The organism is Bradyrhizobium sp. USDA 4538, from assembly GCF_024171045.1.
GTDB lineage: Bacteria > Pseudomonadota > Alphaproteobacteria > Rhizobiales > Xanthobacteraceae > Bradyrhizobium > Bradyrhizobium australafricanum.
This window is the reverse complement of sequence record NZ_JALJZE010000001.1, coordinates 5023739-5046374: the sequence shown is the minus strand read 5'-3', so window position 1 is coordinate 5046374 and position 22636 is coordinate 5023739. Positions and strand designations below refer to the sequence as shown.

At 65.2% G+C, this 22636-nt stretch carries 27 protein-coding genes; 13 read left to right on the top strand and 14 right to left on the bottom strand.

The annotated features are described in order from the left end of the window. Positions 1-157: 157 nt before the first annotated feature. The gene (locus tag J2R78_RS22880; RefSeq protein WP_253605065.1) at positions 158-1195 is read right to left on the bottom strand and encodes an IS110 family transposase; all 1038 of its coding nucleotides are present in this window, start codon (positions 1193-1195) and stop codon (positions 158-160) included. A 344-nt stretch (positions 1196-1539) separates the two neighbouring features. Here J2R78_RS22880 and J2R78_RS22875 point away from each other — a divergent pair, with 344 nt between their 5' ends. Beyond that, entirely contained in the window at positions 1540-1758 is a 219-nt protein-coding gene (locus J2R78_RS22875) for a hypothetical protein (RefSeq protein WP_225161433.1), read from the top strand. Positions 1759-1868: 110 nt separating this feature from the next. On the opposite strand, the gene J2R78_RS22870 is transcribed toward J2R78_RS22875, so the two are convergent. From J2R78_RS22870 to J2R78_RS22860, 3 genes are all read right to left on the bottom strand, one after another. Next, entirely contained in the window at positions 1869-2213 is a 345-nt protein-coding gene (locus tag J2R78_RS22870; protein WP_092089173.1) for a DUF1236 domain-containing protein, read from the bottom strand. A gap of 117 nt (positions 2214-2330) precedes the next feature. After that, a complete protein-coding gene (locus tag J2R78_RS22865) occupies positions 2331-2507 on the bottom strand; it encodes a DUF2934 domain-containing protein (protein WP_253606930.1) in 177 nt (58 codons plus the stop codon). A 1-nt stretch (position 2508) separates the two neighbouring features. Then, complete coding sequence (locus tag J2R78_RS22860) at positions 2509-2694, bottom strand: DUF3606 domain-containing protein (RefSeq protein ID WP_028333447.1); 186 nt, start codon at positions 2692-2694, stop codon at positions 2509-2511. Between the two features lie 179 nt (positions 2695-2873). On the opposite strand from J2R78_RS22860, the gene J2R78_RS45400 reads away from it, so the two are divergent. From J2R78_RS45400 to J2R78_RS22850, 3 genes are all read left to right on the top strand, one after another. Further along, positions 2874-3032: a hypothetical protein gene (locus J2R78_RS45400; RefSeq protein ID WP_375167052.1), complete on the top strand. Its 159-nt coding sequence runs from the start codon at positions 2874-2876 to the stop codon at positions 3030-3032. Then, entirely contained in the window at positions 3033-3254 is a 222-nt protein-coding gene (locus J2R78_RS45395; RefSeq protein ID WP_028333448.1) for a DUF6894 family protein, read from the top strand. It abuts the gene before it with no gap. 203 nt (positions 3255-3457) lie between these two features. Beyond that, positions 3458-3658, top strand: coding sequence for a hypothetical protein (locus J2R78_RS22850; RefSeq protein WP_057017332.1), 201 nt, complete (start codon positions 3458-3460; stop codon positions 3656-3658). Positions 3659-3855: 197 nt separating this feature from the next. On the opposite strand, the gene J2R78_RS22845 is transcribed toward J2R78_RS22850, so the two are convergent. Then, positions 3856-4833 (bottom strand): AraC family transcriptional regulator, encoded by a 978-nt coding sequence (locus tag J2R78_RS22845; RefSeq protein ID WP_253606928.1) that lies wholly within the window; start codon positions 4831-4833, stop codon positions 3856-3858. Positions 4834-5654: 821 nt separating this feature from the next. Here J2R78_RS22845 and J2R78_RS22840 point away from each other — a divergent pair. Continuing rightward, positions 5655-6875 carry an OpgC domain-containing protein gene (locus tag J2R78_RS22840; RefSeq protein WP_253606927.1) on the top strand — a complete coding sequence of 407 codons (1221 nt, stop codon included), beginning with the start codon at positions 5655-5657 and terminating at the stop codon, positions 6873-6875. A gap of 59 nt (positions 6876-6934) precedes the next feature. Here the strand turns inward: J2R78_RS22840 and J2R78_RS22835 are convergent, their stop codons facing one another. Genes J2R78_RS22835 through mdcA form a run of 3 tightly spaced genes read right to left on the bottom strand, consistent with a single transcriptional unit; the run spans position 6935 to position 10676 of the window. Next, positions 6935-7714 (bottom strand): alpha/beta fold hydrolase, encoded by a 780-nt coding sequence (locus J2R78_RS22835; RefSeq protein ID WP_253606926.1) that lies wholly within the window; start codon positions 7712-7714, stop codon positions 6935-6937. Positions 7715-7748: 34 nt separating this feature from the next. Then, positions 7749-9008 (bottom strand): malonyl-CoA decarboxylase, encoded by a 1260-nt coding sequence (locus tag J2R78_RS22830; RefSeq protein WP_253606925.1) that lies wholly within the window; start codon positions 9006-9008, stop codon positions 7749-7751. Between the two features lie 12 nt (positions 9009-9020). Continuing rightward, positions 9021-10676: a malonate decarboxylase subunit alpha gene (gene mdcA, locus J2R78_RS22825; protein WP_253606924.1), complete on the bottom strand. Its 1656-nt coding sequence runs from the start codon at positions 10674-10676 to the stop codon at positions 9021-9023. 80 nt (positions 10677-10756) lie between these two features. Here mdcA and J2R78_RS22820 point away from each other — a divergent pair, with 80 nt between their 5' ends. The 7 genes from J2R78_RS22820 (at position 10757) to J2R78_RS22790 (ending at position 17391) form a co-directional block, all read left to right on the top strand. Beyond that, positions 10757-11617 carry a LysR substrate-binding domain-containing protein gene (locus J2R78_RS22820; protein WP_253606923.1) on the top strand — a complete coding sequence of 287 codons (861 nt, stop codon included), beginning with the start codon at positions 10757-10759 and terminating at the stop codon, positions 11615-11617. 175 nt (positions 11618-11792) lie between these two features. Further along, complete coding sequence (locus tag J2R78_RS22815; protein ID WP_002714638.1) at positions 11793-12068, top strand: DUF1153 domain-containing protein; 276 nt, start codon at positions 11793-11795, stop codon at positions 12066-12068. Positions 12069-12241: 173 nt separating this feature from the next. Continuing rightward, on the top strand, positions 12242-13870 hold the full coding sequence (gene fliF / locus J2R78_RS22810) for a flagellar basal-body MS-ring/collar protein FliF (RefSeq protein ID WP_253606922.1): 1629 nt from the start codon (positions 12242-12244) through the stop codon (positions 13868-13870). 1 nt (position 13871) lies between these two features. Then, positions 13872-14957: a flagellar motor switch protein FliG gene (fliG, locus tag J2R78_RS22805; RefSeq protein WP_018273552.1), complete on the top strand. Its 1086-nt coding sequence runs from the start codon at positions 13872-13874 to the stop codon at positions 14955-14957. Beyond that, complete coding sequence (locus J2R78_RS22800) at positions 14957-15580, top strand: FliH/SctL family protein (protein WP_253606921.1); 624 nt, start codon at positions 14957-14959, stop codon at positions 15578-15580. Before fliG ends, J2R78_RS22800 begins: the two co-directional genes overlap by 1 nt. 20 nt (positions 15581-15600) lie before the next feature. Continuing rightward, a complete protein-coding gene (fliN, locus tag J2R78_RS22795) occupies positions 15601-15951 on the top strand; it encodes a flagellar motor switch protein FliN (RefSeq protein ID WP_028333458.1) in 351 nt (116 codons plus the stop codon). A 54-nt stretch (positions 15952-16005) separates the two neighbouring features. Continuing rightward, positions 16006-17391 (top strand): sigma-54-dependent Fis family transcriptional regulator, encoded by a 1386-nt coding sequence (locus J2R78_RS22790; RefSeq protein WP_225161424.1) that lies wholly within the window; start codon positions 16006-16008, stop codon positions 17389-17391. Between the two features lie 41 nt (positions 17392-17432). Here the strand turns inward: J2R78_RS22790 and J2R78_RS22785 are convergent, their stop codons facing one another. Further along, positions 17433-17588 (bottom strand): hypothetical protein, encoded by a 156-nt coding sequence (locus J2R78_RS22785; protein WP_016844338.1) that lies wholly within the window; start codon positions 17586-17588, stop codon positions 17433-17435. Positions 17589-17757: 169 nt separating this feature from the next. On the opposite strand from J2R78_RS22785, the gene J2R78_RS22780 reads away from it, so the two are divergent. Beyond that, positions 17758-18135 (top strand): hypothetical protein, encoded by a 378-nt coding sequence (locus J2R78_RS22780; RefSeq protein ID WP_253606920.1) that lies wholly within the window; start codon positions 17758-17760, stop codon positions 18133-18135. Positions 18136-18173: 38 nt separating this feature from the next. Here J2R78_RS22780 and J2R78_RS22775 read toward each other — a convergent pair whose 3' ends face one another. The 5 genes from J2R78_RS22775 to J2R78_RS22755 form a co-directional block, all read right to left on the bottom strand. Continuing rightward, on the bottom strand, positions 18174-18752 hold the full coding sequence (locus J2R78_RS22775) for a flavin reductase family protein (protein ID WP_253606919.1): 579 nt from the start codon (positions 18750-18752) through the stop codon (positions 18174-18176). A gap of 7 nt (positions 18753-18759) precedes the next feature. Then, on the bottom strand, positions 18760-19599 hold the full coding sequence (locus J2R78_RS22770) for an ATP-binding cassette domain-containing protein (protein WP_253606918.1): 840 nt from the start codon (positions 19597-19599) through the stop codon (positions 18760-18762). A gap of 8 nt (positions 19600-19607) precedes the next feature. Further along, a complete protein-coding gene (locus J2R78_RS22765; protein WP_057017321.1) occupies positions 19608-20354 on the bottom strand; it encodes an ABC transporter permease subunit in 747 nt (248 codons plus the stop codon). 158 nt (positions 20355-20512) lie between these two features. Next, positions 20513-21694, bottom strand: a complete 1182-nt coding sequence (ssuD, locus tag J2R78_RS22760; RefSeq protein ID WP_253606917.1) for an FMNH2-dependent alkanesulfonate monooxygenase — start codon at positions 21692-21694, stop codon at positions 20513-20515. Continuing rightward, on the bottom strand, positions 21676-22629 hold the full coding sequence (locus tag J2R78_RS22755; protein ID WP_253606916.1) for a sulfonate ABC transporter substrate-binding protein: 954 nt from the start codon (positions 22627-22629) through the stop codon (positions 21676-21678). The genes ssuD and J2R78_RS22755 overlap by 19 nt, the downstream gene beginning before the upstream one ends. Between the last annotated feature and the right edge of the window lie 7 nt (positions 22630-22636).

Below are 22636 nucleotides of genomic sequence, written 5' to 3'. Positions count from 1 at the left end.
TGGCCAAGATGGTTTGCGCGATGCGAGTTCCAAACAACCACGCGGCCTGTTGGCAGCCGATGGGTCCTGCGGACTGTCTCGCATCGTTGCTCGATCGATCGCTCCATCTGCTCTTGCAGCTCCGGTCGGCCGGCGAGCGAGCCCGCCGGCTAATCGATTAGGCGGCGGCTGTCATGGGATTCATCCGTGCCGCCTCGTAACTCTCGCCCGTTGCCATCAGCTTCCAGGCGATACGGGCCACTTTGTTGGCGAGCGCCACGGCCGCAAGCTTCGGCGGCTTGCGCTTGATCAGGGCCAGCAGCCAGCGCGAGTGATGACCGCGTCCCCGCCTGGCCTGCTGGATCACCGCTGTGGCCCCGACCACCAGCAGACGGCGCAAGTTCTCATCGCCAGCCCGCGTGATCTTGCCAAGCCTGGTCTTGCCAGCGGTGGAGTGGTCCTTGGGTGTCAATCCCAGCCAGGCCGCAAAATGACGACCAGAACGGAACGTGCGCGGATCAGGTGTCTTCATCACCAGCGCGGTTGCAACGATCGGACCGACCGAGGGGATCTGAGCCAAGCGCCGGCCCGTGGCATCGGCGCGGTGCCAGGCCATCAGCTTGGCCTCAACCGCCTCCAACTCACCCTCGAGCCTGACGCGCTCCCGGCCCAGCACCACAAACAGCTCGCGCGCCAGAACCGGAAGCGTCTCGTCCTGCGCAATCCGCACCAGCAGTGGTTCGATCGCGTCCAGTCCCTTGGGGGCGATCAGGCCATACTCCGCCGCGTGGCCGCGTATCGTATTGGTCAGCTGGGTGCGCCGGACGATCAATCCGTCGCGGACACCCATCAGCATCAGCGCGGCCTGCTGCTCGGCCGTCTTCACCGGCACGAAGCGCATGCTCGGCCGGCTCATCGCTTCACACAGGCCTTCTGCATCCCGCCCGTCATTCTTGTTCCGCATCACGTAGGGTTTGACCAATTGCGGTGCCATCAGCTTCACCTCGTGACCGAGCTTGGAAAGCTGACGCGCCCAATGTTGCGAAGCCCCGCAGGCCTCCATCCCGATCACAGTCGGCGGCAATTTGGCGAAGAACTCCAGCACTTGTTTGCGCGACAGCTTCTTGCGCAGCACCACCTGCTCCGCCGCATCAACCCCATGCAGCACAAAAATATACTTCGACGTATCAATCCCAATGCGGATAATCTGGTTCACGGACGGCTCCCTTGTATGAGATCTAGACAACCTCATTCTGGCACACTGATGCCGTAGGGGGCCGTCCACACCATCAACCACCGCATTTGGTAATGAACGGGATCGTGGCCCCAGCGTCGCGCAACAATTGAGAGTTGGGGTAATGGGTCCTGGCTTTCGCCAGGACGACACTGAGTGTGTGGCGCGGGTTTTGTGGTCACACGATCGCATTCTCGCGACATGATTTGCCCGAGCTTTTGCTTCTCGTCTCGCCTCTGCTGGAGGGCGCAGGGAAAGCCGGGTGCCGATCGCGACGGTTCCATGCTATAGCCACGTCACTTGGCTGCTTGCTGTGGGGCTCGACAATGCCGATCAATCGCTTGCTGAAGACGGACGAATACACGCCGGAGCAAATCGAGCTCTTCAACAGGGCGTTCAGCCTGGCGCTGCATTCGATGGGTCTGGTCGATCGCAACGATCCGCTTTGCGAGATCGTGGCCCGCAAGGTCATCGAGATCGGCAAGACCGGGGCCCTCGACGCGAAGGGCATCGCGGAAGCGGCTGTCGCCAGCATCGGTCTCTGACGGCCGACGCGGTCGATGACCCCTGACCGAACGGCGCTTGTCCCGCGGATCAGGCGTTCCGGCTGATGGCGGGCCGCCGCCGTTGCTGGCGGCCCGCCATCAGAGCGGCCTCACTCGACTTCCTGGACGACCGTACGGGTGTCGGGATCGACCAGCATCACGCGCTGGCCGGTATAGACATAGCGATATCTGGTGAGCGACGGGCCCCAATCGGCAGGCACCGCTTCAAGCTCGACCTCGCGCGGCACAGGCGAGCCGACGACGATCCTCTCCCGCGTCTCGACGGGACGGATCTTGTGTTCGGTCACATAGCTGTGGATTCGCGTACGGTATTGCGGCTCGATCTGCACGGTGGCGGCATGTCCGGCACCGGTCGTGCCGACAATCGTGCTCTGGGCAAAAGCGCCCGTCGACGCCAATACGGCGGCAACAGAAATCAAAACCAGTCTTTTCATAACGTCCTCCTCACCGCTCCATGCGGCGTTTCGAGAACCGCGACAGAATGGCAATGTTCCTAATGGAGGATCCCCATCAATCGCGCCGCCGGCACGCCTCTCGCGGCAAGACCGGCTTCATCCGGGAATGATCGTCTTGTTCGGCTGGTCCAGTGCTGGCGCGTCCGGACTTTCGTTCTCCGCATTCAGTTCGACCTCGGCCGCGTGCCGGAATTGCTCGTCCCTGCCGTCGGGCTTTCCGGCCTTCTCCCAGAGCTGCCGCGCGTAGTCCCGGATCTGCTGTACGGTGGCCATGTCATTCCTCGGGAATTCCGAGCTCCTTGCGAACCGTCACGGCTGAGTCACCGACCTTCTCGACGGCTTTACGCAGCTGTTCGCGCGACACACCGAGGGCATGTGTCCAGCATCTCACCTGAAGCAGATCGTGCATGTTGATCTTCGATCGATCGAACTGCTCTTTCCTGGTCAGGCGCTTCGTCACTGAATTTCTCGCGTCAACCGCTCGGCCTGAGCCTCGGCCGTTGCTGGCGATCCAATCTTCCGGACAGTCATTTGTTCCTTTCTTGGATGGCTGGGTCCTCACCCCTCGGAGGAACATTCTCCACGAGCGATACTTCAGTCGTGAGAGGCCGCGGGCGGCAGCACGAACAAGGGTAAGCCATGACAGGCATTGCAGACAGGATCGGCGGACGGGTCAAGCAGCTCATCGCCGAGATCATCAACGATGGCAGGCTTGCCAAGGAAGGCGCGCAGCAGATCAAGAAGGCCGAGAACGCGCCGCCCGCGAAGCCGTTCGGCAATTTGGACAAGCTGACCTAGATGCCCAGATACTTCTTCCATCTCGCGGGCGACATCCCCGCACACGACGTCGTCGGTCACGACTGTGCCGACGACAAGGACGCCCAGGATCACGGCAGCTTCATCGCTCACCGGATCGGGACCGAAAAGCCGGAGATGGTTCGCGACGGCAATTTCATTTCGGTTCGCGATGCGGGCGATAGCGAACTCTTCCGCATCCCCCTGGCTTCGACGAGCGTCTGACGGGGAACGATCGTTCTCAGCTCGGCTCGGCTCGCTTCCCGCAGACCGACGCTGCCGGCCGATGTCCAGCATTCCCTGGCCGGCCCGCCGCATGGTGCTCTCAAGGAGGCGACCAGGACAGGCCACGCCCCGCCGTTCAATAGGAACAAACGACGACGAGCGCGGTTCGGACCTACATCAGGGTTGAAACACCAATTGCACACATGAAACGTCGCAATCGCTTCAAGCAAACCACGACGCTCGCATACCGCCTCATTCAGCTGGAGGAAGCGGCCCGCGCGAGGGCTTCGCATCTGCCTCCCGGCACCGAGCGGGAACGACTTCTCAAGAAGGCCCGCGAGGCCGAGCGCGCCGTCCAGATCGACCAATGGCTCGCCACTCCGGGAGCAGAGCCGCCACCATAGCGCTTCGATTCACATAAGTTGTGTCGATTCACATAAGCTAATGCGCGCACAGCCGCGAGAGGCGTTCGAGGCTCGGGCCCGCCCCAACGTCGGGTTTTGCCCCAACCAGACTTGCAGCCGGCCTCAACCCACCTCGCCCTTCGCTCCGGAGCGCCCCCATGCAGCATCTCGCGCACATGCCGATCAGGGGCGGCGGCTCAGTGAGAGCCCTTTCGTGCGAGCCGCACACCGCGTGGCGAATCGCCGAAGCGGGCTCGGAACAGACGGTTGAAATGCGAAACATCCGAGAAACCGACCTCGAGCGCGATATCGGAAATTCGCCGACGGCCGGCATCTGGCTCGGTGAGCAATTTGAGCGCCCGCTGGAGCCGCAATTCATTCAAGCGCTCGGTGAATGACGGTCCTGATGACGCCATCAGGCGCTGCAGATAGCGCGACGAGATGCCCTGGCCACGCGCAACCGTTTGAACGTTGAGCCCGGGCTCCTCAAAGTGTGCGGCGATGTAGTCGAGCACGGCACGGTGCCGCGCAGCGACGACGGCGCTCGCGCTGCTCTCGCCCAGCGCAGCACACTCGCCGATCGCGAGCGCGATGAGATCGTGGATATGGGTCACGACCGTATCGCGAAGCTTCGGCGCGCTCAGCGCTTTCGTCTTAAGCACCGATTTCAGGTATGAGATAAAGAGTCGGAATGCTTCTGTCCGGTGCCAAATTGGCCGCATGACCAGGCCTTCGACGTCGCTCACGCGCTGCGCAAGTGCCTCGCGCGGCACGGCCAGGCCGAATTGCAACCCGTCGATATAGGTGACGCTGGCAGGCTCGGAATGCAGAATTGCGATTGCATCGCCGGCGCGAAAATCGGCGTCTCGGCCGCGCTGCGATAGCTGACCTCTGCCCGGAGAGCAGAAGATGACCCCGATGGAGTCATCGCCATCGGCAAGGTTCGCCTGCAAACGCTTGAACCGCATCGACGTGCCCTTCAGCGCCAGCATGCGTAGACCCTGAACCGCTCGCAGCGACGCATCGGCCTGGAATGAAACGTTCGAGAGAGGCTCGATATCGGCGTGCACGATGCATCGGCCAAAGTGCTCGCGCCAGAGCGGGATACGAATGCGTTCCGGAAGCTCGCACGTCGAAAATCGATACGATGCGAAATTGGCTGCGTCCATCGGCATGGGGACCTCCAGCCTTCACAAAACACCAGAATGAAATGCTGCGGCACTCCACAGTCAGTATCTGCATTTTGCGATTCACGCACCGGCCTTCGCTCGATCCGTGCGCATGAGTCCAAGAAGCCACGCTACCGGTCTGCTAGTCTTGCTCGCCTGTGATTGATGCTGATGTGAACTGGTTCACTTGGTGATTAGAATATTACGTATATAATGACATCATGAAAATCGCGGCAAATTTCCCTTTTAAGAAGAAGCAGTCGCGATCGCTCTATTTATAATTGCTGCCATCGGATCCGTTTCAAACATTCCGGGCAGCGTGCAAGCGCAAATCAGTGTCGTGCCCCTGTACGCGGTTTCCTGGCTAAGACGCCACGCGCAGGTCATTCAGTAGAACGACTGATATCGATTTTGGTTGCGTCGGACTGCCTGCGGCACTGTCGGTTATCGCCGCCGGTTGAAATGGTCGAAATCTGTCACGTGGGAAAGTCAACCTAGTGATCAAGAAGGCGTTCGATCATGTCCATCATATTCGACATGCTTTATCGTGAATACTGTCGCGCCCGCCTCGCCGAAATGCGAAAGCAGCATTTGTTGCCGGCCATCGGCGACGTCGCGCAGGCGGCGCCGTCAGAGGATAGCGATCCACCCGGTCCCCGTGATTGCGGCTGGCCGGCGGAAGCGCCGCCAACCCTCGGGTAGTAGCTGGAGCGCACAATCATACAGGTTGGCCGGAGGCTAGTCCGGCACGCGCACGCCTCGGAGCACCCGGGCGTCTCATGGACCTGGGTCCGATGAGGCTGCGCGCCCGCCAGACAGATCGATAGATGCACGATCGAACCCGCAGCTCGAAGCGATTGCTCGGCGAGACTCCGCCGGAGTTCAGATCGACCGGCCGCGACCCGCGCATCGATGTCTGTCGCGGGATCGCGTTGTGGTGGATCTTTCTCGATCACATTCCAGACAACGTCGGAAGCTGGCTGACCCTGCGCAACTACGGCTTCTGCGATGCCGCCGAAATCTTCATGTTCATCTCGGGCGTCACCTGCGCACTGGCCTACGGCAGGGCGCGTCAGCGCGACGGTTGGCGCGGCATGATCGGCCGTTCGCTGCGGCGAGGATGGGATATCTATGCCGCCTTTCTGCTGCTGACGCTCGCCTGCGCGATCGTCGTCTACCTCGCGGGCAGCGACCGTCTCGCCGACGACAGCAATACGCGGGTTCTGTTCGAACGTCCGGGCGCAGCGCTTGCGCACGCCGCGGTGCTGCAATTCCACCCTGTCAATACCGACGTGCTGCCGGTCTTTGTGATCTGTCACGTGTTGTTCGCACCGCTGCTGTGGCTGCTGCTGCGAGCGCCGAACCTGGCGCTTGGTCTTTCGCTGTCGCTTTATGCGCTGGTGCATGTCTTCGGCTGGAGCATTCCCGCCTGGCCCGACGGCGTCTGGTTCTTCAACCCACTGGCCTGGCAGCTTCCGGTCGTGCTGGGCGCATGGTACGTCATCGAGGGAAGGACGATCCAGGGATGGGTGACGTCGCGCCCTGCGCTGGTTCTGTCCGCGCTCTATCTCGCGTTCGGCCTCGTCGTTGCGCTGGGCCACGGCATCAAGCCGCCGCTGCTGCCGCAGGCGCTGACGGATCTGCTGTTTCCGATGGACAAGTCGAATTTGAGCCCGTTGCGGCTGCTGCATTTTCTGGCACTTGCCATCGTGGTGTCATGGCTCGTTCCAGCGGGCTGGCAGGGACTGTCGACGCCGATGCTGCGCAGCGCGAGGCGTTGTGGCGAGAACTCGCTGCCGATCTATTGTCTCGGCGTCCTGCTGGCGCTCGCCAGCCAATGCGACCTGTTTGACATCTCGAACCGGCTCTCGATGCAGATCGGACTCAGTCTTGCCGGTGTCCTTGTGATGGCCGCGGTCGCGACGCTGCTGAACACGCTCGGCACCAAGCGCGCCCGGCCGCCGGATGTCGATGCCGCCGGACATGACCTTGTGCCGCGCGCCGGCGATCGCGGCATCTTCGACGGTCATGGCGCGCATATCCTCTAGAGCGCGTCATCGTGCGCGGGAGAAGCGGATGCTCTCCCACGCACGGTCAACGCCGACGCTCAGCTCGACTGCCGCGCGGCGTCGAGGATCAGCCGCGCGATCGCGTCCGGCTGCGAGATCAGCGCGAGATGGCTGGCCTTCACCTCGATCGTGGTGGCGCCCATCCGCTTGGCCATGAAGCGCTCGAGATCCGGATTGATGGTGCGATCTTCGGTCGAGACGGCGTAGTAGCTCGGCCTGCTGCGCCAGGCCGCATGGCTGGTCTTGCCGGTCAGCAGTTGCTTGTGGAACGGCTGCTGCACGGCATAGAGCACCTTCGCCTTCGCCTCCGGCAGGTCGCCGGCGAAATCGCGCAGGAACGCTTGTTCGCTGAGCCGGCCCTCGTCGCCGTCGAACACGATGCCCGCGCTCGCGGGCGGCGTCGGATAGGTCTTTGCCAGCGCGGTGTAATCCTCGTCCGCATCGGGTGCGCGCGCCGCGACATAGACCAGCGCCGAGACATTCGGATGCACGCCGGCCTCGGTGACGATCATGCCGGAGAAGGAATGGCCGACCAGCACGGTCGGACCATCCTGGCGATCGAGCACCCGCTGCGCGGAGGCAACCGCTTCAGGCAGCGTGGTCAACGGATTTTGCACCGACGTCACGTTGAGCCCGGCGGCCTGCAGGCGCGGAATGACCTCGGACCAGCAGGAGCCGTCGGCGAACAGGCCGTGCACCAGCACGACGTTGCGCGCCTTGACCGGCGGCGTGGTGGCGGCCATGCCGCGCGTGGACACCAGTGAAGCCGCGGCTCCAGCGAGCAAGGCGGTCGAGAAGGCGCGTCTGTTCATCATCATGTTACTGCTCCGTTGTTGTATGCTGAGTTGAAAATCAGAGAAGCGCGTCCACCTGCGGTGAACGGACAATCTCTCCTACGCGCGCAAAGGCCTCATGGTTACGCTCGATGCTGTCGTGATCGTAAAGATAGTTGACCATGATGCCGAAGGATTCCGCCATCGCGCGATCGGCCGTGTTGCCGAGCCAATTGATCCGCTCCAATCGGGCACCGTTGCCGAGATGGAAGCGCGCCACCGGATCGATGCGATTTCCTGACGCCGGCGAGCGCGTGAGATATTGCGCGCATAGCCTCATCAGGACCGGACGCCAGGTCTCGCTGGTCGCCGCGTCGTGCCACCAGCCTTCGCGGTCCAGCTCGCGCAGCATCGCGACCTCGTTGCCGCCGGATTGCGGCTGCTGGCTGAGCCAGCGCCGAAAGCCCGGGATCGGTGACAGCGTGGAGAAGCGTTTCAGCTGCGGGAATTCCGTTTGCAGCTCCTCGACCACCTGCTTGATCAGGAAGTTGCCGAACGACACGCCGCGCAGTCCGTCCTGGCAGTTGGAGATCGAATAGAAGATCGCGGTGTCGGCATGCGCGGCCCTGAGGCCGGCGCTGTCTTGATCCGCATCCTGCACCAGCAGCGGTCGCACGGCGGTGGCCAATCCCTGCACCAGCGCGACCTCGACGAAGATCAGCGGCTCGCCGGGCAGCGCGGGGTGGAAGAAGGCAAAGCAGCGGCGGTCGGGCGCAAGGCGGCGGCGCAGATCGTCCCAGCCCTTGATCTCGTGCACCGCCTCATAGGCGATCAGCTTCTCGAGCACGGCGGCCGGCGACTGCCAGTCGATGCGGCGAAGCTCGAGGAAGCCGCGATTGAACCATGAGACGAACAGATGCTTGAGATCGGCATCGAGCAGCTTCAGCTCCGGTTCGGGGCCGAGACGGCCGGCGATCTCGCTGCGCATCGCGATCAGGCTCGCCGTGCCGCCGGGCGCCATATTCATCCGCCGCAGCACCTCCTGGCGCGGCGGATCGGCGGCGTCGGCCAAGGCGGCCGCGGCCGCCGCGGTGCCGTCGGCAAGATAGCGCTTCGCCGCATCCTGCAGCGCCGTCGCGTCGGGCTGGAACGCGCTCGCCAGATAGCGTTGAAAGCCGTGCCGGCCGGTGGCATCGAGCGCGCGCATGGTCTGCTGCAATTGGCGCGCGATCAGGGCGCCCGACGCTTCGCCGCGCTCGGACAACAATGCCGCGGCGAGCTGCCTCGCTTTGTCGAGTGAGGCCGGTGGACTGCCTGGGATGTGCTCGGCGTGGGTCATGGGAGCCTCCTTCTAGCGGCGGAATTTGGCGGGCGGCGTGTAGAGGTTGCCCGATGCGGCGACGAGATCGTCGATGGATTTCGCGGCGAGCCAGTCGCGCGTCGCCGTCTCGACGTCGAGGCCGAGATCGGACGGCAGCATCACGATGCCGCGGCGGCGCAGACCGTCGGTCGTCCCGGCGTCCTGCCGCCGGCCGAACTCGGTGTCGCCGGCGACCGCGCGCAGGGCCGCCTCGCGCTCCTGCGGCGAGCGGCAACGCAACAGGTTGCAGACGCCGCGTTCGGTGATCACGTGGGTGACATCGTCGCCATGGATCATGACGGGCGGCAGCGCGAAGCCGGCCGAGGCCGCGAGGTCGAACGCGTCGAGGCGCTCGACGAAGCTCGGCGCGCCGTTCGGCTGCCAGGTCTGGACCATCTGCACCACGAGCTTGCGGCCGCGCAGGCGCTCGCCTGCTTCCTCGCCGGCACGCAGCCAGGCAACGCTGTCGTGGCGTCGGCCGCGCGGATCGGCACCCATGTTCGGCGCGCCGCCGAAGCCGGTGATGCGGTCCTTGGTGGCGGTCGAGCTGTTGCCCTCGGGATCGATCTGCAAGGTGCCGCCGACGAACAGATCGCAGGCATATTGTCCGGCGACCTGCGCCAGCGCGCGGTTGGAGCGCAGATTGCCGTCGGCGCCGACCGGAAACACGTCGGGACGGCTGGCGACATAGCGCTCCATGCCGAGCTCCGAGCCGAAGCAATAGACGTTGTCGACGAAGCCGGCTTCGATCGCGGGGATCAGCGTCGGATGCGGGTTGAGCACGAAATTCCGCGCGACCTTGCCCTTCAGCCCGCGCCTGGCGGCAAAGGTCGGCAGGATCAGCTCGATCGCTGCGGTGGCATAGCCGATGCCGTGATTGAGCCGTGTCACCTGATAAGGTTCGTACACCGCCGCAATCGCCATCATCGCCATCAGGACGTTCTCGTCCCTGATCTTGGCGGGATCGCGCGTGAACAGCGGATCGATCGCATACGGCTTCGGACCGGGCACCACGACATCGACCCAGTCGCCGGGGATATCGACGCGCGGCAGGCGATCGACGATTTCGTTGACCTGCGCCACGACGACGCCGCCGCGGAACGCCGCGGCCTCGGCGATGGTCGGCGTGTCCTCGGTGTTCGGACCGGTGTACAGATTGCCGTCGCGATCGGCCTTGTCGGCCACGATGAGCGCAACCTGCGGCGTCAGATCCACCAGCATCCGCGCGTAAAGCTCGAGATAGGTATGGATCGCGCCGATCCGCAGCGCCTTGGCGGCGACGAGCTCGGCAAGGCGGCGGCTCTGCGGGCCGGCAAAGGCGAAGTCCAGGCGGTTGGCGATGCCGCGCTCGAACACCGCGAGATGATCGGGAAGCGCCAGCACCGACTGCACCATGTGCAGATCATGCACCCGCGCCGGGTCCACCCCGGCGAGGCACGCGGCCAGGAAGTCGGCCTGTTTCTGGTTGTCGCCCTCGAGTGCCACCCGGTCGCCGGATGCGATAACCGCCTCCAGCAGCTCGATCGCGCGGTCGGGCGGGCAGACCTTTCCGTTTGTGCCGCAGACAGTTCGCGCGCGCACGAGGCGCGCCGTGCGATCGGTTCGTGGTGTCGTCTCCGACATGATGGCCTCTCCTTGCTTGATCATCTGAAGCGAAGGTAGGCGGGCGGAATTGATAATAGAAACGATATTCTATAATATGATTGATTACAGATATGGATTAATCGATGCTCGACCTCGAACTTTTGCGGGCCTTCGTCGCGGTCGCCGATTGCGGCGGCTTCCACCGCGCCGCCGAGCAATTGCATCTGACCCAGTCGACCATCAGCCAGCAGATCAAGCGGCTCGAGCTCGAGACCCGGCGGCCGCTGTTCCGGCGCACGACGCGCAGCGTCGCGCTGACCGACGAAGGCGAGATGCTGCTCGGCGATGCGCGGCGTTTGCTGCAGCTCGAGGAAGCGGCGCGGCAGCGGCTGGTGGCGCCGCGGCTGTCCGGCTCGATCCGTCTCGGCGTGGTCGAGGAAGTCGCCGGCGGCTCATTGCCGTCGGCGCTGGGCCGCTTCGCCGCGCTGCATCGCGGGGTCAAGCTCGAGGTGCAGATCGGTGTCAGCGCCGAACTGATCGAGCAGCTCAATGCGGGCCGGCTCGATCTGGTGTTCGCCAAGCGGCCGCTCGGAACGTCGAAAGGCCGTCTGGTGTGGCGCGAACCGCTGGTGTGGACCGCGGCGGAAACGTTCGATCTCGTTCCCGGCGCGCCGCTGCCGCTGGCGCTGTACCGCGAACGATCGGTGTCGCGCGACGCCGCACTCTCCGCGCTGCGCGACGGCGAGCTCGGCTGGGAGATCGTCTATACCAGCCCGAGCCTGACCGGCGTCCGTGCCGCCGCCGTCGCGGGACTTGCCGTCACCCCGCTGCCGCTCAGCGCGGTCACCACGGGCCTGCGCGTTCTCGGAATTGGCGACGGCCTGCCGCCGCTTCCCGATCTAGAATTCGCCATCTACGAGAAAAGACGGCCGGACAAGGCCTCAGAGGCGCTCGCCGATGCCTTGCTGACGCTGGCGCGCGGTCCCCTGCGCCCCACGATTTGAGCGCGCCGAACCGCGAATTGCGCCGCGCGCCGGTCTGCCCGACGGCGGGCAGACCCGAATGTTCCCGGCCGTTCCAACGAGATTCGTATTGAACGCTTGGGCTTAGGCAAATTTTAAACCGGGAGGCGTAGCTTACCCCTTGCGAGTTCAGTGGTTGAGAGTTTGTGAGTACGCCATGACAGAACCCCATCGCCCGAGGGTGAAATACGTCATCGGGCCTGACGGCAGCCCGTTAACGATTGCGGATTTGCCGGCCCCCGGTACCAAACGGTGGGTCATCCGCCGCAAGGCCGAAGTCGTCGCTGCGGTCCGCGGCGGCCTGCTCTCTCTCGAGGAGGCCTGCAGCCGCTACACATTGACCGTCGATGAATTCCTTTCCTGGCAGTTCTCGATCGACCAGCACGGTCTGGCCGGGCTGCGCACCACCCGCATCCAGCAATATCGGCAGTAATTCGGCGCCGATCCTGTGGCATTTGACGAAAACCGGCCTCGCCTTGCGAAGCCGGTTTTTTTCATGTCCGCGATTTTGCCGCGGTCCTTAACCTTCGTTAACCATATGGAAACCATACCCTAGGCAATATTTGCCCAGTCGGACCCGCGCGGGCCGAATCCTGGGGGCCGTTGGTGCAAAGTCTGGTTGCTTTCCTGAGAGGTCTTGGTGCGGCCCGCCTCGCGGCCATGGTTGCGGTCACCGCGGCCCTGATCGGCTTCTTCGCCTTCGTCATCATGCGCGTCACGACGCCACAGATGACCACCCTCTTCACCGACCTGTCGACCGAGGATTCCTCTGGAATCATCAAGGAGCTGGAACGCCAGGCGATCCCGTTCGAGCTGCGCAATGACGGCGCCGCAATCATGGTGCCGAAGGACAAGGTGACGCGGCTCAGGATGAAGCTCGCCGAGGGCGGCATGCCCAAGGGCGGCGGCGTCGGCTACGAGATCTTCGACAAGTCGGATGCCCTGGGCACCACGAGCTTCGTCCAGAACATCAATCATCTGCGGGCGCTGGAGGGCGAGCTCGCCCGCACCATCCGCGCCATCGACCGCGTCCAGGCCGCGCGCGTCCATCTGGTACTGCCGGAGAAGCCGCTGTTCTCGCGCGAGACGCCGGAGCCCTCCGCTTCGATCGTGCTCAGGGTGCGTGGCGCGCTGGAGCCGCAGCAGATCCGGGCTATCCGCCACGTCGTCGCCTCCGCCGTCAACGGGCTGAAGCCGCAGCGGGTCTCGATCGTCGACGAGGCCGGGCAACTGCTCGCCGACGGCGCCCAGTCCGATGCCGACGCCGCGGTCGGCGACGAGCGCCGCGCCGCCTTCGAGAAGCGGATGCGCAAGCAGGTCGAGGACATCGTCTCCTCGGTGGTCGGCGCCGGCCGCGCCCGCGTCCAGCTCTCCGCCGACTTCGACTACAACAAGATCACCCAGACCTCGGACAAGTTCGACCCCGAAGGACGGGTGCTGCGCTCGACCCAGACCCGCGAGGAAAGTAGCCTCACCGCCGACAATTCCGGCCAGGTCACCGTCGCCAACGAGCTGCCGGGCGGCCAGAACCAGGACAACGCCGCCCGCGCCCGCGACCAGAGCAAGAAGAGCGAAGAGACCAACAATTACGAGATTTCGCGCACCACCAAGACCGAGGTGACCGAGGCCGGCCGCGTCAATCGCATCTCGGTCGCGGTGCTGGTCGACGGCAGCTACTCCAAGAACGAAAAAGGCGAGCTGGTCTATCAGGACCGCACCAAGGAGCAGCTCGACCGCATCGCCGCTTTGGTCCGCTCCGCGATCGGCTTCGACCAGAAGCGCGGCGACCAGGTCGAGGTCGTCAACCTGCGCTTCGCCGAGCCGCCCGCCGCGCAGCCGATCGCCGAGCCGACCGGCGTGCTCGGCATGCTGCAGTTCACCAAGGATGACGTGATGTACGTCATCGAGCTCGGCGTCATGATGATGCTCGGCCTCGTCGTGCTGTTCATGGTGGTCCGCCCGCTGGTCAAGCGCATCGTGGCGGCCGACGTCATTCCGGCGCTGGCCGGCGCGGGCATGCCCGCGTTGGCGGAAGCGCATGCCGAGAGCGCCGCAACGCCAGGTCAGGCGCTGATCCCGAGCGGCAGCGGCGCGGCGCAATTGATCGACGTCGCCCAGATCCAGGGCCAGGTCCACGCCCAGGCCGTGCACCGGGTCGGCGAGCTCGCCGAACGCAATCCGAACGAAACCGTCTCCATCGTCCGTCAATGGCTGAGCGAGCCGGTAGAGAACTGACATGGCCGCCGTACCCCAGACCACCAACGCCAACGACATCGCCACCGTCCTCTCGACGCTGGCGAACCGGCAAAGCGCCCGGCCCAAGGGCAAGCCGTTACCCGGCCCCAAGCGCGCGGCAATCCTGATGCTCGCACTCGGCGAGCAGTATGGCGGCAAGATCTGGTCGATGCTCGACGACGAGGAAGTCCGCGAGCTGTCGGTCCACATGTCGACCCTCGGCACCGTCGAGGCCGACGTGGTCGAGGACTTGATGCTGGAATTCGTCTCGCGGATGTCGGCCTCCGGCGCGCTGATGGGCAATTTCGACGCCACCGAACGGCTGCTGCAGCAATACCTGCCGGCCGAGCGCGTCTCCGGCATCATGGACGAGATCCGCGGCCCGGCCGGCCGCAACATGTGGGAGAAGCTCTCCAACGTGCAGGAAGAGGTGCTCGCCAACTACCTCAAGAACGAATACCCGCAGACCATCGCCGTGGTGCTGTCGAAGCTGAAGCCGGAGCACGCCGCGCGCGTGCTCGCGATCCTGCCCGAGGACATCGCCCTCGACGTGGTCGGCCGCATGCTGCGGATGGAAGCCGTGCAGAAGGAAGTCATCGAGCGCGTCGAGCAGACGCTGCGCACCGAGTTCATGTCGAACCTGTCGCAGACCCGCCGCCGCGACGCCCATGAGGTGATGGCCGAGATCTTCAACAATTTCGACCGCCAGACCGAGACCCGCTTCATCACCTCGCTGGAAGAGGAAAACCGCGAATCCGCCGAGCGCATCAAGGCGCTGATGTTCACCTTCGACGATTTGATCAAGCTCGATACCGCCTCGGCCCAGACGCTGATGCGCAACATCGACAAGGACAAGCTCGGCGTCGCGCTGAAGAGCGCCAACGAGGAGGTGCGCAGCTTCTTCCTCGGCAACATGTCCTCGCGCGCCGGCAAGATGCTGATGGACGACATGGCCGCGATGGGCCCGGTGCGGCTGCGCGACGTCGACGAGGCCCAGGCCCTTCTGGTCAACCTCGCCAAGGATCTCGCCGCCCGCGGCGAGATCACGCTGACCAAGAACCGCGCCGACGACGAGCTGGTGTATTGATGGCCGCGCCCGCAAAATTCCTGTTCGACACGGATTTCTCGGCGCCGGACCGCGCACGCGAACGCGCGCCGACGCCGGCCGAGGTCGCGCAGAAGGTCGCCGACGCCGAGGCGCGGGCCTATCGCGCCGGCTACGAGGCCGCGCTGCGCGAGGCCAAGGTCGAGAGCGACCGCCGGGCCGCGCAGGCGTTGGAGGAGATCGGCACCGCGATCAAGGGCATCGCGGCGCGCTTCGCCGGCATCGAGACGCGGATGGAGACCGAGGCGGTGGACGTCGCGGTGGCGGTCGCCCGCAAGCTTTGTTCCGAGCTGATCGCGCGCGAGCCGCTCGGCGAGATCACCGCGCTGGTCTCCGACTGCTTCTCGCATCTGGTGGCGACGCCGCATCTCGTGGTCCGCATCAACGACGCGCTCTACGAGGCGGCGCATGACAATATCGAGCGGATGGCGGCGCATTCCGGCTTTCAGGGCCGGCTGGTGATCCTGGCCGAGCCGACGATTGCGACCGGCGACTGCCGGATCGAATGGGCCGATGGCGGCGTCGTGCTGGAACGCGCCGCGATCGAAGGCAAGATCAACGAACTCGTCGGGCGCTATCTGGCGTCCCGCGGCGAGGCCGGCTGAAGGCGATTGAGGGCTGAACCATGACCGACACCGACACCCAAGTCCCGCTTCCCGATCTCAATTCCGCCGACGCGCCCACCATCGACGACATCGGCTACAACGAGGACGAACATGCCGCGCGCATCGCGGCCGATCTGGAGGCCGTGTTCGACGTGCCGGTGCAGGTCTCGGCGGTGCTCGGCCGCTCCAAGATGGACGTCGGCGACCTCTTGAAACTCGGACCGGGCACCGTGCTCGAACTCGACCGCCGCGTCGGCGAGGCGATCGACATCTACGTCAACAACCGCCTGGTGGCGCGTGGCGAAGTGGTGCTGGTGGAAGACAAGCTCGGCGTGACCATGACCGAAATCATCAAGGCAGAACGCTCTTAATAACTCAGGCGGTCACGCGCGGGACCTGCGCGACCAGACGAACAGGAGATCATCATGCGGCTTCTCATCGTTGGCACCCTGAAGGGCCAACTCACGACCGCGACCAAGATCGCGATGGACAACGGCGCCTCCGTGACCCACGCCGAGGCCGCCGAACAGGCGATGAACGTGCTGCGCGGCGGCAAGGGCGCCGACCTCCTGCTGGTCGATGTCGGTCTCGACATCCGCGACCTCGTGATGCGGCTCGACGCCGAGCACATCCACGTGCCGATCGTCGCCTGCGGCATCTCCAACGACGCCCGCGCCGCGGTCGCCGCGATCCATGCCGGCGCCAAGGAATACATCCCGCTGCCGCCGGACCCCGAGTTGATCGCAGCGGTGCTGGCCGCGGTCGCCAATGACGCGCGCGATTTGATCTACCGCGACGAGGCGATGGGCCGGGTGATCAAGCTGGCGCAGCAGATCGCGGGCTCGGACGCCTCCGTCATGATCACCGGCGAGTCCGGCACCGGCAAGGAAGTGCTGGCGCGCTACGTCCATTCCCGCTCGGCCCGCGCCAAGCGGCCGTTCATCTCGATCAACTGCGCCGCGATCCCCGAGCACCTCTTGGAATCCGAGCTGTTCGGCCATGAGAAGGGTGCCTTCACCGGCGCGGTCGCGCGCCGCATCGGCAAGTTCGAGGAAGCGACCGGCGGCACGCTGTTGCTCGACGAAATCTCCGAGATGGACGTGCGGCTGCAGTCCAAGCTGCTGCGCGCGATCCAGGAGCGCGTGATCGACCGCGTCGGCGGCACCAAGCCGGTCCCGGTCGACATCCGCATCATCGCGACCTCGAACCGCAACCTCTCGGAGGCGGTGCGCGAAGGCACCTTCCGCGAGGACCTGCTGTTCCGCCTCAACGTCGTCAACCTGAAGATTCCGCCGCTGCGCGACCGCCCGGCCGACATCCTCGAGCTGGCGCAGCATTTCGCCAGGAAATATGCCGAGGCCAACGGCATGCCGGTCCGTCCGATCTCGACTGATGCCCGCCGCATCCTGACCGCGAACCGCTGGCAGGGCAACGTCCGCGAGCTCGAGAACACCATCCATCGCGCGGTCCTGATGGCGCAGGGCGACGAGATCGGCGCTGAGGCGATCCTGACCCCCGACGGCGACCGCCTCGACCTCGCCAAGACCGCGCCCGCGGTCGCGCACGCCACGCTGGCCGCCGAGCAGGTCACCCGCGCGCTGGTGGGCCGCACGGTCGCCGATGTCGAGCGCGACCTGATCCTGGAGACGCTGAAGCACTGCCTCGGCAATCGCACCCATGCCGCCAACATCCTCGGCATCTCGATCCGCACGCTGCGCAACAAGCTGAACGAATATGCCGACGGCGGCATTCCGATCACCCCGGCCGGCAATGGCGCGCCCGACTATCAGCGCATGGCGAACGCCGGCTGAGCACGGGAAGCGACGGATTAAGTCCCGCCGTTTGCCTCGCCTCACGAATAACTGGGCGCGTCGGGCTTGCGGAAGATCCGGATCGGATCGCCGGGCGTGATGTCGCGACCGGTGAACGTCACATAGGCATAGAGCGCGAGATAGGCGACGGCGATCGCACCGACGAGATAGAACAGCCAGGTTCCCACGCGTTTCATCCAACGGTCACCTCTCCGAAACATCCGCGCCATTTAATGCGCCGATTGGGAAAGCGCCACAGCCAACATGCCGCGCCGGCCTCGGCGCCGTTCATCCCTTGAATCTTGCGGCAGGTTGCCTTATTCAATCTCCTATTGCGTTTACATTCTTAGACAACTGGAGAGTGATATGGCCCTTTATGCGCAGACCAGCGGCACCCTGTCCACGACCTCCGCGACTTTAACGCCGATGCAAGGCCTCAGCCTGACGATTCCGGAGGGCGTCGGCACCACCGCGATCATCACCCTTAACGTTCCGAATCCCTACGCCACGGGCAACGATATTCCGGGCGGCGTGTTCGGAGTCACCGTCAATGGCACGGTCTCGCCGGTCGTCGCAAGCTTCACCTATAACGAGACCCCGTCGAGCTTTGGCCGTATCCCGACCACGCTCGTCGTTGGCATTCCGCTGGCCAATGCAGCTCAGACCATCCAGGCTGTATGGGCTGGCGTCCGCGGCAGCAATGTGATCATCGACAGCCCGGCATCGCTGAGCGCAGTTTTCTAAAGTCCGATCCGGATAAGCACCGCGCGCTAACGCGGCCCTCACACATGAACATGACGCGACGGCAGGCTGACCTCAGCCAGCCGCGCGGCGTCTTCCTCATGGTCGATCGCGACATACTCGCCGTGCCAATATGCCAGCGCGGCGGTGCGCTCTGACGCGATCACGTCGAGCACGCGGCCGATGACGATCACGTGCGAATGCCGTTCGATGGTCTCCTCGACCTCGCAATCAACCGCGGTCAACGCGCCGACCAGCAGCGGGACGCCTGACGCGCGCGTCGTCCACTCGGCGCCGGTGAAGCGGTCCGCGCCCTTCAGGCCGCCCTTGCCGGTGAAGCGCTCGGCGATGTCGCGCTGATCCGCGGCCAGGATGTTGACGCCGAACACGCCATGGCGCGCGATCAGCGGCCATGACGAGGCCGCGCGGTTGATGCTGACGATCAAGGACGGCGGCTCGACCGACAGCGACGACACCGAGGTCACCGTCATTCCCGAGATATCCTTGGCCCGGCCGGCCGTGATCACGCTGACGCCGCCGGTGAGGTGACGCATCGCGCCGCGGAATTCGGCGGCCGCAACCGCTGATACGATCGAAACATTGCGGACGATGGAATTCATGGCGACCTCACAGACTGTCTTCGCTGCCTTCGAGCAGATGCTTCAGGATCTCGCCCTCCAGCGCGGCGAGTTCGGCTGACCCGCGCCGGCGCGGCCGCGGCAGGTCGATCGTGACATCCTCGGCGATGCGGCCGTCCTCGATGACCAGCACGCGGTCGGCGAGCGCGACCGCCTCGGCGACGTCATGCGTCACCAGGATCGCGGTGAAGCCCTGGTCGCGCCAGACCCGCTCCAGCAGTTGCTGCATCGAGATCCGCGTCAGCGCATCGAGTGCGCCGAGCGGTTCGTCCAATGCCAGCACGCGCGGCTGGCTGACCAGCGCCCGCGCCAGCGCCACGCGCTGCTTCTGCCCGCCCGACAGCACCGACGGCCACTGGGTGCGCTTGTCGCCGAGTCCGACCTCGACCAGCGCGCGCTCGGCGCGCGCCTGTGCATCAGCAGACGAGCGCTCGCGCCCCAGCCCGACCTCGACATTGGACAGCACCCGCGCCCAGGGCAGCAGCCGCGGCTCCTGGAACATGACGCGCACGTCCTGCGCCCGCGGCGGTTCGCCGAAGGCGATGGTTCCCGCCGTCGGCGCGTCGAGGCCGGCGATCAGACGCAGCAGCGTGCTCTTGCCGCAGCCGCTGCGGCCGACGATCGCGACGAACTGGCCGGCCGGGATGTGCAGGTCGATGCCGCGCAGCACCTCGGTGTCGCCGAACGCCTTGCGCAGGCCGCGGATGGTCAGCGACAGGCCGCGGGCCGCGCCTTCCGGCACGCGCCGCAACTGCCTCGCCTTCACGACGATCTCGGTGCGGTCGACCGGCTCGGCTTCCGCGGTTTCGAAACGAAGCGCTTCTTGCATTCTGATTCTCACTTCTTCTGGAAGGCGGGATGCCACGACAGGGTCAGCCGCTCCAGCGCCCGCGAGGCGCTGTCGGCGAGCTTGCCGAGCAAGGCGTAGATCAGGATCGAGAGCACGACGACGTCGATCAGCATGAACTCGCGCGCCTGCATCGCCATGTAGCCGAGGCCCGACGAGGCCGCGATGGTCTCGGCGACGATCAAGGTCAGCCACATGATGCCGAGCGCGAAGCGCAGGCCGACGAAGATCGAGGGCAGCGCGCCGGGGAAGATCACCCGGCGGAACAGCTCGCCGTCGGTCATACCGTAGATGCGGCCCATCTCGATCAGCTGCGGGTCGACGGTGCGAATGCCGTGCAGCGTGTTGAGATAGATCGGGAAGAACACGCCGAGCGCAACCAGGAACAGCTTGGCCGACTCGTCGATGCCGAACCACAGGATGACGAGCGGGATCAGCGCCAAATGCGGAATGTTGCGCACCATCTGCAAGGTGGTGTCGGTGAGCTTTGCCGACAGCTGCGACAGGCCGTTGGCGAGGCCGAAGGCAAAGCCGATGCCGCCGCCGATCAAGAAGCCGATCGAGGCGCGCCAGAAGCTGACCCAGATGTTGCGGACCAGTTCGCCGGACAGCAGCAACTTCCATCCCGCCACCGCGACGTCAGTCGGCGCCGGCAACACCCGCGAGGGCACGTAGCCGGTGACGCAAGCAAGCTGCCACACCAGCACGATCGCCAGCGGCACGATCCAGGGGATCAAGCCGTCGACCTTCGGGAGTTTCGGCGCGCTGGAGCTGTTTCCGTTCCGATGGGATCGGAACGGAGCTCCAGATTTTTGTTTTGACGCGTTTTCTTCACGCGAACCGGCATCCACTTCGCTCGAAAACGCTTTGCGGCGCGGGAGACTGTCGATGAGACTCATGATTGCGATGCCTGCTTCTGCGGACGATAGTCGTTGCCGATGGTCTCACCGAACGGCCCGGTGTTGACGCGGATCGGCGTCACGTTGCCGCCCTGCGCCAGCGACAGCAGTGGGAACACCAATTCGGCGAAGCGATAGGCTTCCTCGAGATGCGGGTAGCCCGACATGATGAAGGTATCGACGCCGATCTCCTGATACTCCTTGATCCGCGCGGCGACGGTCTCGGGATCGCCGACCAGCGCGGTGCCGGCCCCGCCGCGCACCAGGCCGACGCCGGCCCACAGGTTCGGGCTGATCTCGAGCTTGTCGCGGCGGCCGCCATGCAGCTGCGCCATGCGCTGCTGGCCGACCGAATCCATCCGCGCAAAGATCTTTTGCGCGGCGGCCACCGTGTCGTCGGTGACGTACTGAATCAGCTCGTCGGCGGCGCGCCACGCTTCCGCGTTGGTCTCGCGCACGATCACATGCAGGCGGATGCCGAACGAGAGCTTGCGGCCGCGCTGCGCCGCCACCGCCTTCACCTTGGCGATCTTCTCGGCGACCTGCGCCGGCGGCTCGCCCCAGGTGAGATATTTGTCGACGGTGTCGACCGCGACGTCGATGCCGGCATCCGAGGAGCCGCCGAAATACAGCGGCGGCCGCGGCGACTGCACCGGATTGAACAGCAGGCGGCCGTCCTCGATCCTTATGTGCTCGCCTTCGACATTGACGGTCTTGCCCGCCAGCAGATCGCTGTAGACGTTGAGGAACTCGCGGGTCACCGCGTAGCGCTCGTCGTGACCTAAGAAGATGCCGTCGCCCTTGTTCTCGATCGGATCGCCGCCGGTGACGACGTTGATCAGAAGGCGGCCGTTCGACAGCCGGTCCAGCGTCGCGGTCATCCGTGCGGCGACGCTCGGCGACTGCAGGCCGGGCCTCACCGCCACGAGATAGCGCAGGCGTTCGGTCCAGGGCGCGACGGCAGAGGCCACCACCCAGGAATCCTCGCAGCTCCGCCCGGTCGGCAACAGCACGCCGTAATAGCCGAGCTGATCCGCGGCCTGCGCGATCTGGCGCAGATAATTGAAGTTCACCTCGCGGCCGCCGATTGACGTGCCGAGATAGCGGCTGTCGCCGTGGGTCGGCAGGAACCAGAGGATGTTGGCGTTGGTTGGGGTGCTCACGTGCCCGGCCTCCATGCGACGTCGGAAATCTTGATTTGTTTCGGGATCAGGCCGAGCGCGAAGAACGTGTCGGCGACCTGCTGCTGGTCCGCGACCACCGCATCGGTGACCGGCTTGATGCCGTAGGCCTGCCGCTTCAGCGCGACCTCGACCACCGGCACCGACAGGCCGATGCTCGGCGCCAGCTGCTCGGCAACGGCGTGGATATCGCCCTTGGCCCAGTCGTCGACCTCGCTCAGCTGCGCCAGCACGAGCTCGACGATCTTCGGATCGGCCTGCAGGAATTTCTTCGAGGCGAAGTAGAACTGATAGTTCGCGACGATGCCGGTGCCGTCGGCGACCGTGCGGGCGCCGGTCGCAGCCTCCGCCGCGGCCTGGAACGGATCCCAGATCACCCAGGCATCGACCGCGCCGCGCTCGAACGCCGCGCGTGCATCGGCCGGCGCCAGGAACACCGGCTCGATCTCGGAATATTTGACGCCGGCCTTCTCCAGCGCCTTCACCAAGAGATAGTGGACGTTGGAGCCCTTGTTCAGCGCGACCTTCTTGCCCTTCAGGTCAGTGACCGACTTGATCGCGCTGTCCTTCGGCACCAGGATCGCCTCGCCCTTCGGCGCCGGCGGCTCGTAGGCGACATACTGGATCGGCGCGCCGGCGGCCTGCGCGAAGATCGGCGGCGCCTCGCCGGTGTTGCCGAAATCGATCGCGCCGACATTGAGCGCCTCGAGCAGCGGCGGCCCGGACGGAAACTCGGTCCACACCACCTTGGTGCCGACCGCCTTCAGCTTTTCCTCGAGCGAGCCCTTGCTCTTGAGCAGCACCAGCTTGCCGTATTTCTGGTAACCGATGCGGACCACTTTCTCCTGGCCGTAGGAGGCACTGACGGTTGCGGCGACGATGCTGAGCGACAGCACCGCGCGGGCGATCCAGCGTCGAAATAAACGCGTCATGGGACTA